This window comes from Trichocoleus sp. FACHB-591 (genome assembly GCF_014695845.1).
Classification (GTDB): domain Bacteria; phylum Cyanobacteriota; class Cyanobacteriia; order FACHB-46; family FACHB-46; genus Trichocoleus.
Genome location: NZ_JACJPA010000045.1, coordinates 288,134 through 304,128 on the forward strand (window position 1 = coordinate 288,134; position 15,995 = coordinate 304,128).

17 protein-coding genes are annotated in these 15,995 nt (G+C 49.0%); 13 read left to right on the forward strand and 4 right to left on the reverse strand.

Annotated elements, in window-relative coordinates; all coding sequences use genetic code 11:
- Positions 1-52: 52 nt before the first annotated feature.
- Both smpB and H6F90_RS09485 read right to left on the reverse strand, forming a co-directional pair.
- The gene (gene smpB / locus H6F90_RS09480) at positions 53-517 is read right to left on the reverse strand and encodes an SsrA-binding protein SmpB (protein ID WP_190439420.1); all 465 of its coding nucleotides are present in this window, start codon (positions 515-517) and stop codon (positions 53-55) included.
- Positions 518-578: 61 nt separating this feature from the next.
- Positions 579-845 carry a YciI family protein gene (locus H6F90_RS09485; protein ID WP_190552237.1) on the reverse strand — a complete coding sequence of 89 codons (267 nt, stop codon included), beginning with the start codon at positions 843-845 and terminating at the stop codon, positions 579-581.
- Between the two features lie 59 nt (positions 846-904).
- On the opposite strand from H6F90_RS09485, the gene H6F90_RS09490 reads away from it, so the two are divergent.
- The 13 genes from H6F90_RS09490 (at position 905) to H6F90_RS09550 (ending at position 15,240) form a co-directional block, all read left to right on the forward strand.
- Positions 905-1,486, forward strand: coding sequence for a 2'-5' RNA ligase family protein (locus tag H6F90_RS09490; protein ID WP_190552239.1), 582 nt, complete (start codon positions 905-907; stop codon positions 1,484-1,486).
- Between the two features lie 394 nt (positions 1,487-1,880).
- Entirely contained in the window at positions 1,881-3,239 is a 1,359-nt protein-coding gene (locus tag H6F90_RS09495; protein WP_190552241.1) for a CmpA/NrtA family ABC transporter substrate-binding protein, read from the forward strand.
- A gap of 59 nt (positions 3,240-3,298) precedes the next feature.
- The gene (gene ntrB, locus H6F90_RS09500; protein ID WP_190552242.1) at positions 3,299-4,126 is read left to right on the forward strand and encodes a nitrate ABC transporter permease; all 828 of its coding nucleotides are present in this window, start codon (positions 3,299-3,301) and stop codon (positions 4,124-4,126) included.
- A gap of 116 nt (positions 4,127-4,242) precedes the next feature.
- Positions 4,243-6,246, forward strand: a complete 2,004-nt coding sequence (locus H6F90_RS09505) for a nitrate ABC transporter ATP-binding protein (RefSeq protein ID WP_190552243.1) — start codon at positions 4,243-4,245, stop codon at positions 6,244-6,246.
- An 84-nt stretch (positions 6,247-6,330) separates the two neighbouring features.
- Positions 6,331-7,197: a nitrate ABC transporter ATP-binding protein gene (locus H6F90_RS09510; RefSeq protein ID WP_190439450.1), complete on the forward strand. Its 867-nt coding sequence runs from the start codon at positions 6,331-6,333 to the stop codon at positions 7,195-7,197.
- 70 nt (positions 7,198-7,267) lie between these two features.
- On the forward strand, positions 7,268-7,414 hold the full coding sequence (locus tag H6F90_RS09515; RefSeq protein ID WP_190552244.1) for a hypothetical protein: 147 nt from the start codon (positions 7,268-7,270) through the stop codon (positions 7,412-7,414).
- Between the two features lie 100 nt (positions 7,415-7,514).
- Positions 7,515-7,979: a phosphate-starvation-inducible PsiE family protein gene (locus H6F90_RS09520; protein WP_190552245.1), complete on the forward strand. Its 465-nt coding sequence runs from the start codon at positions 7,515-7,517 to the stop codon at positions 7,977-7,979.
- A 10-nt stretch (positions 7,980-7,989) separates the two neighbouring features.
- A complete protein-coding gene (locus tag H6F90_RS09525; protein WP_190552246.1) occupies positions 7,990-8,853 on the forward strand; it encodes a TFIIB-type zinc finger domain-containing protein in 864 nt (287 codons plus the stop codon).
- A 255-nt stretch (positions 8,854-9,108) separates the two neighbouring features.
- A complete protein-coding gene (locus H6F90_RS09530; RefSeq protein ID WP_190439461.1) occupies positions 9,109-10,941 on the forward strand; it encodes an NAD(P)H-quinone oxidoreductase subunit F in 1,833 nt (610 codons plus the stop codon).
- A 59-nt stretch (positions 10,942-11,000) separates the two neighbouring features.
- A complete protein-coding gene (locus H6F90_RS09535) occupies positions 11,001-11,747 on the forward strand; it encodes a carbonic anhydrase (RefSeq protein ID WP_190552247.1) in 747 nt (248 codons plus the stop codon).
- Positions 11,748-11,777: 30 nt separating this feature from the next.
- Positions 11,778-13,292 (forward strand): NADH-quinone oxidoreductase subunit M, encoded by a 1,515-nt coding sequence (locus H6F90_RS09540; RefSeq protein ID WP_190552248.1) that lies wholly within the window; start codon positions 11,778-11,780, stop codon positions 13,290-13,292.
- A gap of 112 nt (positions 13,293-13,404) precedes the next feature.
- A complete protein-coding gene (locus tag H6F90_RS09545; RefSeq protein ID WP_190552249.1) occupies positions 13,405-14,691 on the forward strand; it encodes a CO2 hydration protein in 1,287 nt (428 codons plus the stop codon).
- Positions 14,692-14,838: 147 nt separating this feature from the next.
- The gene (locus H6F90_RS09550; RefSeq protein ID WP_190552250.1) at positions 14,839-15,240 is read left to right on the forward strand and encodes a fasciclin domain-containing protein; all 402 of its coding nucleotides are present in this window, start codon (positions 14,839-14,841) and stop codon (positions 15,238-15,240) included.
- A gap of 186 nt (positions 15,241-15,426) precedes the next feature.
- Here H6F90_RS09550 and H6F90_RS09555 read toward each other — a convergent pair whose 3' ends face one another.
- The gene (locus H6F90_RS09555; protein WP_190552251.1) at positions 15,427-15,768 is read right to left on the reverse strand and encodes a DUF5615 family PIN-like protein; all 342 of its coding nucleotides are present in this window, start codon (positions 15,766-15,768) and stop codon (positions 15,427-15,429) included.
- The gene (locus H6F90_RS09560; RefSeq protein WP_190552252.1) at positions 15,765-15,989 is read right to left on the reverse strand and encodes a DUF433 domain-containing protein; all 225 of its coding nucleotides are present in this window, start codon (positions 15,987-15,989) and stop codon (positions 15,765-15,767) included. Before H6F90_RS09560 ends, H6F90_RS09555 begins: the two co-directional genes overlap by 4 nt.
- Between the last annotated feature and the right edge of the window lie 6 nt (positions 15,990-15,995).

Here is a 15,995-nt window from a genome sequence, read left to right on the forward strand (position 1 = left end):
TGTTCGCCCTTGTTGGCTTTGTGAAACAAACCGTTGCGAAACAGTAAGGGTTTTAGCGCTTCATTGCTCGTTCCATGTCTCGCTTGTCATCACGACGCTTGAGATCTTCTCGCTTGTCATGCAGCTTCTTACCTTTCACGAGTGCTAGATCAACCTTTACCCAACCTCGCTTCATATACATTTTTAGCGGCACTAAAGTTAATCCTTGCTGCTCTACCTTGCCAATCAGCTTGCGAATTTCTTCGCGATGCATCAGTAGCTTGCGGGTGCGGCGCGGGTCATGGTTGAACGCTTGGTTGGTGGTTTCGTGAGGAGAGATGTGGACATTGAGCAACACCACTTCTCCATCTCGCACCAAAGCAAATCCATCTCGCAAGTTGACTTGTCCGGCTCGAATAGATTTGACTTCGGTTCCCCTTAGCTCAATCCCCGTTTCATAGGTTTCAAGAATCTCATACTGAAACCGAGCTTGGCGGTTATCACTAACGATTTTGTAGCCTGTACTATCCTTACTCATAATTTACGCTTCAATAAAAGATTAAAACTTTGTGACTGCCAGCAATTAATTTAACTACAGCTTATTCAACTACAACTCGCCACTCATAAAGTTGATAATCCACACAGCCATTTTGTACGAGTGGGTCTTGAGCCACGATCGCAGCCGCTTCATCCATTGACTCTGCCTTAAAGAGCAACATCCCTCCTCCTCGTTGTGCCCAATAACCCGTTTTGGCTTGATGTCCCTTCTCAATCAGAGATTGCACATAAGCTTTGTGATCTGGGACGTATTGGTCAAAAAGCGGTTTATCCACTAAACCTTTTTCAATTTTCACGAACCAGGGCATGCATGTCTTCCTTATAACGGTGTATCAATTTAGGTAGCCTGTCTAGATTAGCTTGCACTTTGAACCAGCAAAAACGTCGCTTCTTTGTTGCCTTGTTGCCGCCGCAGCCAATTCAGGACTATGCGAACGAGATTAAGCAGCACTTCGCCGAGCAATACGCCAGTCGAGCTGCCCAAAAATCTCCGCCGCATATCACGTTACAGGCTCCCTTCGAGTGGTCAATGGATGAGATTGACACACTGAAGCAGAGTTTGAGTGAGTTTGCGATCGCTCAAACCCCTATCCCGATCTCATTATCCGGGTTTAGTGCCTTTGTGCCACGGGTGATTTATATCAATGTTTTAAGAACTCCCGCCCTGCTCGATCTGCACCAAGCTTTGATCGCTCATATGGAAACAGCACTGGGAATTGTTGACCCAAAAGCAAAACAACGTCCGTTTGCCCCACACATGACGGTAGCGTTCCGAGACTTGTCTAAGCAAAACTTCCGCGCCGCTTGGCCAGAGTTTCAACATCGGTCTTTAGAGTTTGAGTTCCTGGCGTTGCACCTAACCTTACTGCTGCATAACGGCCAGCACTGGAACAGCTACGAAGACTTCCCTTTGGCATCATCTACTTCTACCCCTCTGCGGACGGATTAGTCGCTCACCCGATTGCTGCCAACAGCTTCCCTACTTCAGAGCTTTAATGCCTCTATCATAGAGAATAATCTATGCCATAAATTAGAAACATTGTATTTTCTTTATGGAATTCTAAGAGTATTATCTTGACTATAGAGAAGTTCAATTCCCTTCCACAAGACGTTGCACAGTCCCAAATCGCAGGCTTTGGGGTTGTGCTTTCCCTCCTGACTTTTACCTATTTCAGCAGCAAGAGTCCGTCAAACTGATGATTCGGCATTGGGTCTAGTCATCCGTTCACGAAACTCTGCCTCAGCTTAATTGCATCTAGAGCCTCTTTGTCTCTAGAGGATTGATATTGGCGTTCTTTCGAGGACAGCCGCGCTATTCACCTCTGAGTTTCTAAGGATAGGATATGAGCCCGTTTGATCGTTCGGTTTCGCGTCGCAAGTTTCTGATCACGGCTGGAGCCTCTGCGGTGGGCTCTATATTTCTCCACGGCTGTTTAGGAAATCCTCCCGATTCATTTACTAGGTCTCAAGCCGTACAACCTGTGTCAGCAGCTAACTTGAGCCCAGAGCAAAGGCCAGAAACCACCACGATCAAGCTGGGTTACATCCCTATTATCGAGTCTGCTCCGCTGATCATTGCCAAAGAAAAAGGCTTTTTTGCGAGGCATGGCATGAGTGATGTGGTGCTCGATAAGCAGTCTTCTTGGGGCACCATGCGAGACAACACAGAAACGGGCTTCGAAGGTGGCGGCGTGCATGGAGGGCAATATCAGATGCCGATGCCTCACCTGATTTCAGAAGGGATTATCACGAAGGGTAATAAAAAAATCCCGATGTACAACCTATTGCAACTCGTTACACATGGCAATGGGATTGCGATCGCGAATAAGTATCGGGAGGCTGGGTTTGCCTTAAATGCGAGTCAGGCAAAAGGGGTAATCAGCAAAGAGAAATCTCTAGGAGCCCAGTTTGTGGCGGCGCACACTTTTCCACATGTGAACCAAGACTTCTGGATTCGCTATTGGTTCGCCGCAGGCGGGATTGATCCAGATAATGACATCAGTTTGTTGCCTGTGCCCTCAGCGCAAACCGTTTCCAACATGAAGACTGGCACAATGGGAGCTTTTAGCACCGGAGATCCCTGGCCCTACCGGATTGTGGCTGACAAGGTTGGTTATATGGCAGCTTTAACCGCCGAGATGTGGAAAGAGCACCCTGAGGAATATCTAGCGATTCGGGCTGATTGGGTAGATAAGCATCCCAAAGCTACTAAAGCAATTCTTAAAGCCGTGATGGAAGCCCAGCAGTGGTGCGATGACTTCAACAATCGCCAAGAACTATCTGAAATCTTGGCCAGTCGGCAATACCTCAATGTGTCTGTCAAAATTCTCCTCGATCCCTTCATGGGCAAAATCGACATGGGCACAGGTCGCGTAATTGACGATCGCTCAATGGCACCTCTGTATTGGAAAGGCGAGAAAGGAAGCGTTTCTTATCCTTTCAAGAGTCATGAACTCTGGTTCCTCACAGAGAGCGTGCGTTGGAATTTCCTACCTCCGGATACCTTGGCGAGAGCTAAAACCATCATCGACGCAGTTAACCGAGAAGACTTGTGGCGAGAAGCTGCCAAGGAATTAGGAGTTGCTGCTGCGGATATCCCTCAAAGTACTTCCCGTGGTGTGGAAACCTTCTTTGATGGCATCAAATTTGACCCGGAAAACCCCAAAGCTTATCTCGACAGTCTCCAGATTAAACGTGTGTAAGTAGACCATTTTAGTCCCGCTCCAAACCCTAAGAAGCAACATCAAGGAGAGTTTTTCAAATGACTATCAGCCTCAAAAGCCGCCGTCGTAGCTTTGATCTACTTGGTTCTGTTGGTAGCCTATTCAAGGCGGTTAAGTCACCTGCGATCGCGATCGCCGTCTTTTTAGCGATTTGGCAACTATTTAGCTGGCTGCCTGGAGCCACACTTCCCGGTCCGATTCAAGTGGTACAAGAGACTTGGATTTTGATTTTGTATCCTTTTTACGATCGCGGTGGCACCGATGTTGGTTTGTTCTGGCAGTTGTTGGCTAGCTTAAAGCGAGTTGCTGTGGGCTTTACAGCTTCTGCTATCGTTGGCATTGCCCTCGGTATCCTGATTGGGGTTAATACCGGGATCTACAAATCCCTTGATCCCCTCTTTCAGTTGTTACGCACCATTCCTCCCCTGGCTTGGTTGCCCCTCTCCCTAGCAGCGTTGCAGAAAAACGAACCTGCGGCTATCTTCGTCATCTTTATTACTTCGATTTGGCCAATTCTGATTAATACATCGGTAGGCGTTCGGCAAATCCCCCAAGACTACAACAACGTGGCTAGAGTCTTGCAGCTCTCGAAACAGGAATATTTCACTAGCATCCTGATTCCCTCTGCCTTGCCCTACATCTTTACAGGTCTGAGAATCGGGATTGGTTTATCTTGGTTGGCGATTATTGCGGCAGAGATGTTGGTCGGGGGTGTGGGGATTGGCTTCTTCATCTGGGATTCCTGGAACGCTAACAAAATCAGCGAAATCATCTTGGCCTTGGTTTACATCGGCGTGGTGGGTCTATTGCTAGATAAAGCAATGGCTTATGTCGAATCGTTAATTGTCCCTGCGGAACAGAAATAGCGGCGATCGCTCCATCACTCATTGCATTCCCTAGCCGTACTCCACTTGCAAACTCACGCCTTTGCCAGTTCAAAGGATACAGGCAGGCGTCGTTAACCCTACCTCCGAGATGAACCATGTCTACCTTTGTTGCCGTTGATCAAATTGATAAAGTCTTTCACCTGTCCGGTGGTCAAGAGTATATTGCGCTGAAAGGCATTGACCTGCAAATCAAAAAAGGAGAATTTGTCTCCCTGATTGGTCACTCCGGATGTGGCAAATCCACGCTCCTGAACATGGTGGCAGGGCTAGATCTCCCGACAGAAGGCATCGTGACCCTAGAAGGGAAGAAGATTACCCAACCAGGCCCCGATCGCATGGTGGTGTTTCAAAACTACTCTCTGCTACCCTGGCGAACCGTGCGCGAGAACATTGCCTTGGCGGTGAACGCGGTGATGAAAGATTTACCCGTGAGTGAGCGCCGCTCCATCATCGAACAGCACATCGACATGGTGGGATTGCGCCCCCACGCCGACAAGCCCCCCGCGATGTTATCCGGAGGTCAAAAACAGCGAGTTGCGATCGCCCGTGCCTTGGCAATTCGACCTAAACTGCTGTTGCTTGACGAACCCTTTGGAGCCTTAGATGCCCTGACTCGTGGCAACTTGCAAGAACAGTTAATGAAAATTTGTGAGGAGAACCAAGTCACCGCGATTATGGTGACGCACGATGTGGATGAAGCCGTGCTGCTCTCCGATCGGATTGTCATGCTCACCAACGGGCCAGAATCCAAAATTGGGCAGATTTTAGAGGTAGATATCCCTCGGCCTCGCAAGCGCTTGGAAGTGGTGGAACATCCGAGCTACTACAGCTTACGCAGTGAAATTATTTACTTCTTAAACCAACAAAAGCGAATTAAAAAGCTCCGGGCTAGAAAAACTACTGCGATCGCCCGTCACGGCCTAGAAAAAGTCAATTTAGAAATCGGTTTTGTGCCGTTGACCGCTTGTGCGCCTCTGGCGATCGCCAAAGAAAAAGGATTTTTTGCCAAGCATGGCCTAGATGAAGTCACGTTGGTGAGGGAAACCAGTTGGCGAGGTATTGTCGATGGCATATCCGGCGGATATTTGGATGCGGCGCAGATGCCCTCTGGAATGCCAATGTGGTTAACGCTGGGAGGACATGAGAATCGCTCGCTACCCACAGTGACCTCCCTCACCATGACCCGGAACGGCAATGCCATCACCCTAGCCAAGCGCTTTTATGAGGCAGGTGTTTATAGCCTCTCGGATTTCCGGAAATATCTTCAGCGCACCGCTCAGCAACGTCACACAATGGGGATTGTCCATCCCTCTTCTATGCACAACCTGTTGTTGCGGTACTGGTTAGCGGCTGGAGGCATTGACCCGGATCAAGATGTCTCTCTCACCACAATTCCACCCGCGCAAATGGTGGCAGACCTCCAGGCAGGGACGATTGATGGCTATTGTGTGGGCGAGCCTTGGAATATGCGTGCTACCGAAGAAGGAGCAGGTTTCGTCATTGCCACGGATCTAGAAATTTGGCTAGGGCATCCAGGAAAAGTGCTGGGCGTGCGGGAAGAGTGGGCCGCCGCTTACCCCAATACTCATATCGCCTTAGTCAAAGCGTTGCTAGAAGCAGGTCAATATTGTGCTGACCCCGCCAATGCCGCAGAAGTTCGCGAAATTCTAGCTCGCCGCGAGTATCTCAGCACAGACATGGCCTATATCCAGATTGAGGAGCATGACCCCACTATCTGTGACCTCGATCGGCCCATGCAAGAGTATGCACACCATCAGTTTTATGGAGAAGGGGTGATTAACCGCCCCAGTCGCACCGAACAGTTATGGATTATGACTCAGTTGGCCCGCTGGGGAGACACGCCATTTCCGCGTAATTGGGTGGAAATTTTGGAGCGGATCTGTCGAGTTGGAGTCTTCAGCACGGCTGCTCGCGAATTAGGCCTAGAAGTGAACTACAACCGCACCCCGATTCAACTGTTTGATCAGGTGCCATTTAACGCCGATGACCCAATCGCCTATCTCAATCACTTGAAGATCAAACGTGCCTTCAGCGTCGCAGATGTAGCAGTTCAGGCTTCCACCCGCACAGCTGCCTAGTATTTTGCCCCCTAGCCCCCCCAATCCTGGGGAGCTGAACTTCAGGCTTTTCTCTACCCAATCTTAAAAAGTTGAGCTCCACCGATGCACAATCGTCCCCTTGCTTATACAAACTCCGAGACCAGCAGCACCAAACAGCGCAGCTCAGTTGCTACCTCCTCCGAACCGTTTCTCAGCATTCAAGATGTCGCCAAGATCTACCCAACTGCTAACGGTCCTTATCCCGTTTTGCAAGGCGTGAACTTGACGGTGCAGCAGGGAGAGTTCATCTGTGTGATTGGTCACTCTGGCTGTGGCAAGTCAACGCTGCTGAACATGATATCCGGGTTCGCCACTCCCACCCGTGGAGAGGTGCGGCTGCGATCGCAACCCATCACCCAACCTGGCCCCGATCGCATGGTCGTGTTTCAGAATTATGCGCTGTTGCCGTGGAAAACTGCGTTGGAAAACGTCTACATTGCCATTGACGCGGTGCATAAGCAAAAGTCTAAAGCTGAAAAAATGGCGATCGCCCGTGACCATCTCGCCTTAGTGGGACTGACGGAAGCGGCTGACAAAAAACCAACACAACTGTCTGGCGGGATGAAACAACGGGTAGCGATCGCCCGTGCTCTAGCCGTTCGGCCAGAGGTGTTGATTTTGGATGAACCCTTTGGCGCGTTAGATGCCATCACCAAGGAAGAACTTCAGGAAGAACTGCTAAAAATCTGGAATGACCACCGTTGTACGGTCCTGATGATCACCCACGATATTGATGAAGCGTTATTCTTAGCGGATCGATTAGTCATGATGACCAACGGCCCTGCTGCCAACATTGGGGAGATCATGACCATTCCCTTCCCTCGCCCTCGCGATCGCGCCCGGATTATGGAAGATCCGCACTACTACAAGTTACGCAACCAAGCGCTTGACTTTCTCTACCATCGTTTTGCCCATGATGACGTTGGTTGAGCTATTTCTCCCGGTGGTTTGTTTTTAACCCAGTGTGCTGCTAACTCCTTGATTTTTGAGGTATCTAGTCATGGCTTCAGCAACCCTTAGCTTCCTGTTTATGCTCAATTGGGCTACGCAAGACTCGACTCCCACACTCAACTTTACAAGTTTTCTCTTTGTTCTTACCAGCGCGATCGCCTTGGCAACATTACAAATCGCCCACAAACATAACTAGAAACCTAACCCCCAACCTCTCTAAGACAAGACTTAAAGCCCCTCTCCCGTGGGAGAGGGGTTTGGGAAGAGGTTTTTCTAAACAGTGGATGAGCAAGCACATGTGGAAAGAAATTAGAAGCCAAATTTCTGATTGGAGCGATGATGAAGCTTTTCTCATCCGTGTGAAACAGCTGGAGAATCTGGCTTCCAAAGCTCTATCGATCGCGATGGTAGTGGTTATTTTATTTGCGATCGTTGATTTGGGAGTGGTGCTGATTAAGGATTTACTATTACCGCCTTATAATATCCTGGGTAAAGATTTACTTGAGATCTTTGGGCTGTTCTTAAATGTTTTAATTGCTTTGGAGATTCTGGAAAATATTACGGCTTATCTCCGAAAGCATGTGATTCAGGTTGAGTTGGTTATTGTCACTTCAATTGTGGCGGTTGCTCGTAAAATTATTATTTTAGATTTTGGCAAAACGTCAGGATTAGATTTAATTGGTTTGGCGATCGCAATTTTTGCTTTAGCTATCAGTTATTGGGTGATTCACAATACTAATTCCAAGTCATCTCATCATTAGCGTGCGTCAAATGCCAGAGCTTCTTGGATTTCAAGATCGTGTTGCTGTCCTAGCTAGCATGCACCAAAAAGAAACGGTGATTGCCCCAATTTTAGAGTTGGAATTGGGCCTCAAAATAGTAGTGCCACCAGACTTGGATACCGATCGCTTTGGTACTTTTACTAGAGAGAAAAATCGTCCCGGAAGTCAACTCGAAACAGCCCGATTAAAGGCAAAACAAGCTCTATCTCTGACTGGAGAAACGCTGGCGATCGCGAGTGAAGGAGCCTTTGGACCTCACCCACAAATTCCTTGGTTATCCTGCGATCGCGAAATTATTTTGTTGTTGGATCAACGGCAAGAAATCGAAATTGTGGGACAAACCCTTTCTACCGAAACTAATTTTGCCTCGCAAACAATCACCAGCTATGCAGAAGCTCAAGCCTTTGCTGCCAAAGCGGGATTTCCGGCTCATGGCTTGATTATCATGAGCGATCGCGACACTAAAAATCCGTCGGCAATCTTTAAGGGAATCAGGACAGAAGCAGCACTTTATGAAGCTGTGATGCAAGCTTTGGCCCAATCCACCTCAAGCCGTATCCATATCGAAACCGACATGCGAGCCATGCATAATCCTACTCGGATGCAGGCGATCGCTGCCGCAACTGAAGACTTGGTGAGAAACATTCGTCAGGTTTGTCCTCAATGCGGTTGCCCTGGGTTTGCGATCGTAGAGGCTCTAACGGGTCTAGTTTGTGCCCATTGCCACTCCCCAACTCGGTTGACTCGTAGCGTGAGATATGAGTGCCAGAAATGTCATTTTTCTGAGGAAGTTCTCTTTCCCAACGGTCTAACAACTGCCGACCCAGCACAATGTCTATACTGCAATCCTTAAAACTTGCGTGATTTACTACTGCCTTTGGGCATAACTATTTAAGCAATCACAATTTTGCAGTAATAAAAGGGTTTTCCATAGACTTAAGTCTATGGAAAATATTTGACATATTGACTTTTACTTATAACGAAGTCACTCTATGATGCTCATAGAGCGAACTAGTTGATTGCTTCCAAGCTATCTGTCGGGTGCCCCCTGAGCTTGCAAGTAGTTAACTCGTTTTAACTGCTGTTTTTTCACAATTAGGCACTTGCTATGAGCCAGCTTCTCTTGGAGAGCATCTGGTTGATTCCTTGCTATGCCTTAGTGGGCACGGTACTGGCGATTCCTTGGTCACCAGGCTTGCTAGACCGCGTCGGTCCACGGCCCGCAGGCTATCTCAACCTACTAATGACCACCTTGGCGTTTGGCCACAGTCTGTTGGCCCTTTGGTCGATCGGACAACAAGCGCCTCAACAAATCTTTTTCCCTTGGCTACATGCCGCAGGTTTGCAAATTGATCTTGCATTCTTGGTATCCCCGGTGACTCTTAGCGCGATCGCCGTCGTCACTGGGCTGAACTTACTCACCCAACTCTTTGCGATCGGTTATCTGGAGATGGACTGGGGTTGGGCTCGCTTTTTTGCCCTGATGGGCTTTTTTGAAGCGGGGGTATGCAGTCTAGCTCTCTGTAACTCTTTGTTTTTTAGTTACGTTTTTCTAGAACTGCTAACTCTGGCAACCTACCTTTTAGTCGGATTTTGGTTCGCACAGCCATTGGTGATGACTGGAGCCAGAGATGCCTTCTGGACAAAGCGAGTCGGCGATTTGATCCTCTTTATGGGCGTAATCGCACTTTTCCCTTTAGCAGGCACCTGGAATTTTACAGAGCTAGGAGAATGGGCTGCAACTGCCAATCTTTCTCCCTTAAGTGCGACACTACTAGGCTTGGCGCTGATTTCAGGCCCACTAGGTAAATGTGCCCAATTTCCCTTTCAACTGTGGCTAGATGAAGCGATGGAAGCGCCAATCCCCGCTTCAATTTTGCGGAACTCAGTGGTAGTCGGGGCAGGGGCTTATGTGCTGATCAAACTGCAACCTGTTTTAGCCCTCTCTCCCGTGGCTTTGACGGCTTTGGTAGTGTTCGGGACTGCGACAGCTCTAGGAGCTTCGTTAATCGCGATCGCCCAAATTGACATCAAGCGGGCGCTGTCTTACTTGGTTAGTGCTTACATGGGCTTGGTGTTTATTGCAGTGGGCACTCAACACCCAGAGGCAGCTCAGTTACTGCTGTTAACGCAGTCCTGTTCGTTCGCCTTGTTGTTTATGGCCGCAGGAGCGGTGATTTGGACCACGATTAGCCAAGACTTAACCCAGCTAGGCGGTTTGTGGTCTCGGCGACCCATCTCCGGTTTAGCTTTGCTAGTCGGTGGCGGTGGGTTGATTGCGCTCCCTCCATTCGGCGGTTTTTGGGGATTGTTGCAGCTAGCCGATTCTCTGTGGACAACCCGACCCTGGTTAGTGGGTGTGTTGTTAATCGTGAATGGGCTGACGACCTTCAGTTTGATGCGCGTCTTTGGCCTAACGTTTGGTGGCCAGCCAACCCCCATGACCGAGCGATCGCCAGAAGTAAGTTGGCCAATGGCTTTACCCATGACTGTGCTGACTGTCTTCACTCTGTTGCTGCCTTTGGTTTTAGAGCAATTTAATCTATTGCCAAACTGGGCAGACCTGAACAAACAATTAGCCCCATTGATCGTTTGGTCGAGTGTGTTAGGCGGTAGTTTAGGTGGCGCAATTTATCTCGGCAACGCGTTACCCAAGCCTGTCAAGTTGTTTTGGCAACCTCTGCAAGAGTTCTTTGCTCACGACTTTTACATTCAGCGGCTCTACCAACTGACCATTGTGAGCTTGGTGAATTACAGCGCTCGGTTAACGGCTTGGTTCGATCGCCATGTGGTCGATGGCGCGGTGAATGCAGTCGGTTTTGTGACTTTGTTTAGTGGCCAAGCGTTGCGATATACCGCATCTGGTCAGTCGCAGCTATATGTCTTGTTGGTGGTTTTTAGTTTGATTGCGATCGGATTTCTGGTCAGTTGGTCTTTCTAGACCCCATCGTTTTTAGTTCCTCGTTGACAGCATTTGTAAGCATAAAAGGATAAACAGTCATGGCTCAGCAGCAATCACAGTTTTCTCGCCGTAACATGTTGAAGTTTGGAGCAGGTGCTTTAGGTAGTGGGGCGATCGCCGTGGGCTTAGGTGCTAAGTCCCAAGCAAAGGAGCCAGCAGTTGCCAAACCAGCCGCTCAACCCGCTGCTGCCAAGCCCAAAGTTAACAAAAAGGACCTCACTCCCGATCAAGCGCTGAAACTATTAATGGATGGCAACAAGCGCTTTGTTACCCGCAAACTGGAAAAGCCTCGTCAAGATTGGGCCAGGATCCAGGAAGTTGCTAAAGGCCAAAATCCCTTTGCTGCTGTTCTAAGCTGTGCAGATTCACGCATCCCTTCTGAGATTGTTTTTGATCAGGGATTTGGCGATTTATTTGTCTGCCGCGTTGCAGGTAATGTTGCAACTCCTGAAGAGATTGGCAGTTTGGAATTTGGGGCGGCGGTGCTCGGAACCAAAGTAATTATGGTAATCGGTCACGAACGATGTGGAGCTGTAGAAGCCACAATGAAGGGTGCCCAGGTGCCAGGACAAATTGGCAGCTTGATCGATGCGATTAAACCTGCTCTAAGTCGCTCCAACAAGTTTACAGGTGATCCGCTGGCAAAGTCAGTGAAGGCCAATGTGTCGCTGCAAGTTAGCAAGCTCAAAGCCTCCACAGTACTAGCCGATCTGATCGCATCAGGCCAACTGAAAGTGGTGGGCGCTTACTACGACTTAGATGCTGGAACGATCACGCTCGTTTAATTGATTCATCTTGCTGGAGTAAATCGCGTCATGCTCAGTACAATCATTTGGCTGCCTGTGTTGGGCGCTGCTTTAATCGGATTTTGGCCGCAAACCTGGAGCCCGCAGCGATCGCGTTTTGTGGCTTGGGCGATCGCGGGTCTGACTTTCCTCGTTACGGTGTTCTTAGCGCTCAAGTTCGACTTTCAAGCATCAGGTCTGCAATTTCAAGAACATATTAGTTGGATTGCTCCGCTGGGCTTAGATTATCGGCTCGGAGTGGATGGCTTGTCACTGCCGTTGGTAGTGATGAATGGATTGCTGATCTGGATCGCGATCCAAAGTACACCTGAGCAAGTGTCTCGCCCTCGGCTGTTTTATTCGCTGATCTTCCTACTCAGTGCAGCGGTGGCAGGAGCCTTCCTGGCTCAGAACTTGCTGTTATTCTTCTTGTTCTATGAGATAGAGCTGATTCCCATCTATTTACTCATTGTGATTTGGGGTGGCGATCGCCGAGGCTATGCAGCAACCAAGTTTCTGATCTACCAAGCGCTCTCTGGAATTGTCTTGCTGGTTGGATTCTTAGCTTGGGCCTGGGCGAGTGGCTCCAGCACCTTTACGGTGGAAGTGGAAGCGCTGGCTTCTACCTTACCGATGGGACTGCAACTCATATTGCTCTCGATTTTAATCTTAGGCTTTGGTATCAAAATGCCGCTGGTGCCGTTCCATACTTGGCTACCGGATGCCTATGTCGAAGCTTCCACGCCTGTTTCAATTTTGTTAGGCGGCATTGTTTCCAAGCTTGGCACCTATGGCCTGATCCGCTTTGGCCTCAGCTTGTTTCCGGATGCTTGGAATGTGGTGGCACCTTGGCTGGCTAACGCTGCGGTCGTCACCGCTCTGTATGGAGCTTTAGTCGCGATCGCTCAAACCGACATGAAGAAGATGATCGCCTACAGTTCTGTCTCCCACCTCAGCTATGTTTTGCTGGCTAGTGCGGCTGCTACGGAACTGAGTCTCTTGGGTGCGGTTTGTCAGATGGTGGCTCACGGCTTAATCTTGGCCCTCCTGTTCTATCTGGTAGGTGTGATTGAGGCCAAAACGGGCAGCCGCGAGTTAACCCAACTGCAAGGATTGTTGAACCCCAAGCGGGGATTGCCACTCATCAGTGGAGCCTTAATCTTGGGGACAATGGCGAGTGCTGGAATTCCTGGAATGGTCGGATTTGTCGGTGAGTTTCTCAGCTTCCAAGGCAGCTACAGTAGATTTTCGGCGCAAACGCTGCTCTGCTTAGCCAGTACGGGGCTGACCTCAGTTTATTTTGTGATTTTGATTAACCGAGCTTTGTTTGGTCGTTTAGAAGGCAAACTCAGCTACCTGCCTAAAGTCACCTGGGAAGAAAAAATTCCAGCGATCGCCCTAGTCGCGTTAATTGTTCTATTAGGGGTGCAACCAAATGCCCTAGTGCGCTGGAGCCAAAACACCACCAATTCTCTCGTGGCAATGGTGGCTGAGCACAGCCCCCAACAGGTCGCTCTCACCCCTCCAGCCGCTCAATCTGATTAGAAAACAGTGGCTCCATGATGTCCTGAGCAATGTTCACGCCCTGAAAATACGACGCGATCGCTTAACTACAGCTTCTTGAATTAATCCCTATCCCGGAAAGGAGATCTGCAACATGACAACTGCAACCGCAACCAAACTGCCTCCTTCTAACCATGAATTCGCCGACGTGATTCATCGGCTAGAAGCGGGTGGTGCCATGCTGCCTGATACGCCAGAAAACCTGATGCAAATTATCGGCATTTATAAAGCTTATGCAGTGCCGATGGATTTCTACTGGCGCGATCTCCTTTACATTGCCGAGCGCGTCTTCCTCAATCCCTTGCCCTTTTTCAAATACTTCCTACCTCAAGAATATTTAGACCTGCACAACCACTACGCCGGAGACGATGCTGATCTTCGGATTTGGCGAGGGGAAGCAACCGCCCATCCAGAACTCCTAGCATTCATGCAGAAGGGCGAAACTACCCAGATGCCCAAGCTGTTCCATCACTTGTTGCACGATCGCGTCAACATGGAGTTTGCCGAAGCTTGTATGCGAGCGATGCTGTGGCATCGGGGCATGGGTGGCAAGTTTGACCCCTATCTCGACACACCCGAATATAAAGCCGCTGCCGATCGCGCCATCAAGGCTTACTTCAAGGGCAATCCTGCCATGCTGGGCCTCTACAAGCTATTCCCAGAAATGTTTATTGAGCAGGTGCGGCAGTTGTCTTACTACGCCAACCTAGGTTTGTTCTGGGAAGTGATGGCTCCAGTGTTCTTTGAGATGAGCGATCGCTACGATTGCGGCGAAATCACCAGTGTTCCAGAAGCGATGAATTTCTTGGTGAATGGCATCTTTGCAGTCGCAGGCCGCCCCATTTACCATCATGTCTATATTGATGGAGAGTGCTACGAAATTATCCCTAAATCCTGTGGTTTTACCTGGCTGTACGAAGCCGCGCTCCCTTATGTGGAAGCTGTGTTTTACCGCACCGCTCCCTTCCGAGGCACCAAGTCGTACAACGCTCAAGCGGAGCAAGTTCCAGCCGAGCAAAAGGATTTCCACTACGGCATTCTTTACGCCGATGTGAATCCGGTAGGGACGGCAGGGATTCCCCCCACATTGCTAATGCAGGATATGTTGCACTTTCTGCCGCCTTACTTGGTGGACTATTACCAGAAGCATTGCCGAGGCGAAGATGACATGCTGATCCAGCTAGGGGTAAGCTTCCAGCGATCGATGTATTGTGTCACCTCTGCGGTAATCCAAGCGCTACGGACAGCGTTGCTTTATCCCTTAGATGATCAAAATCCGAAGCATTTGCAAGCCAACCGAGAATTCTTTGAAGCCCAGATCGATCGCTTTAAGCGTCCAGAAGCTCGCTTGCGAGATGTTCAGTCCCAGTCCTATCGCTAAGCAGACTTATTCACAAATGTTTCACCGAGAAAGCGGGTGAAGCATTCGGGTGAGGCTCCTCCGAGCAGTTTTACACATACCTAGCCGAATGCTTCACCCCTACGACCCTATTGTTCTTTAGTTCCTATCCCTTCAACTCCAAACGCTATGGCAGACATTGTTGATATTGCAGTAGGTGCAGGCTCCTTTAATACCTTGGTGGCAGCAGTACAAGCGGCTGGTCTCGTTGAAACGCTTAAAAGCCCAGGACCGTTTACCGTTTTTGCGCCGAATGATGCCGCCTTCGCCAAGCTGCCTCCTGGAACCATCCACACGCTGTTGCAAAATATCCCGCAGCTGACGCGAATCCTGACTTATCATGTCGTGTCGGGGAAATGGACTCAAGCTGACTTGGCTAAGGTAGACTCTCTGACTTCGGTAGAAGGTTCACCGATTCGCCTTGATCTGTCCGATGGATTTGAAGTCAAAAACGCCACGGTGGTTGCTCCCGACATCGAAGCCGACAACGGCATTATTCACGTCATCGATAACGTGATTTTAATGGGTTGAATCGGTGTTGTCTTTGGTGAAGTTGCTCAATCCAAATACGAGTTTCTATTTCAGAGGATGGGCAGACAGAGTCGCCTGTGATTGAATCGTAGGTATACCATCAGATATTGCTTCGGCGATCGCGTCTTTACCAGACACGCAACTCTGGTGTGCCCATTCCTTGTGAACGGGTTATGTACCACCATGTTAATCTCCACTGATCTCCACCAATTTTTCACCAGAACGTAGCAACTCTAATGCTTCTAGCAAGACGGAACTCAAAATTTCCCGTAATCTTGCATTTGCAGTGTTTCCGCAAGTCAACCAAATAATCTGTGGTGGTGCTCCAAGTCGGTCAACTAAATCTACAAAGTCACTGTCTTTAGTCATAAAAATAACTCCTTGAGCTTTCGCAGCCTCAAAGATTTCAGGATCTTCTGCATCTCGCAAGCCAAGGTCACGTAGTGCTAGTGCTGTTACACCAAAGGTATCGGTAATCCAAGTTGCTATTGCTGGCGTCAGGTGTGCATCAATCCAAATAGTGGTCATGCGACTAATATAGGATGATTCAGTTTACGTGATGCATATACCAGAGATGCTCGTATATCTTCCATTTCTAAATCTGGCAAGTCTTCTAAAATCTCATTAGCACTTAAACCTGCTGCAAATAAATCTAGAACATCAGACACGCGAATTCTCATTCCACGAATACAAGGGCGACCACCGCACTGTCTAGGATTTACTGTGATTCGTTCAAGTGATTTCGACATTTGGAA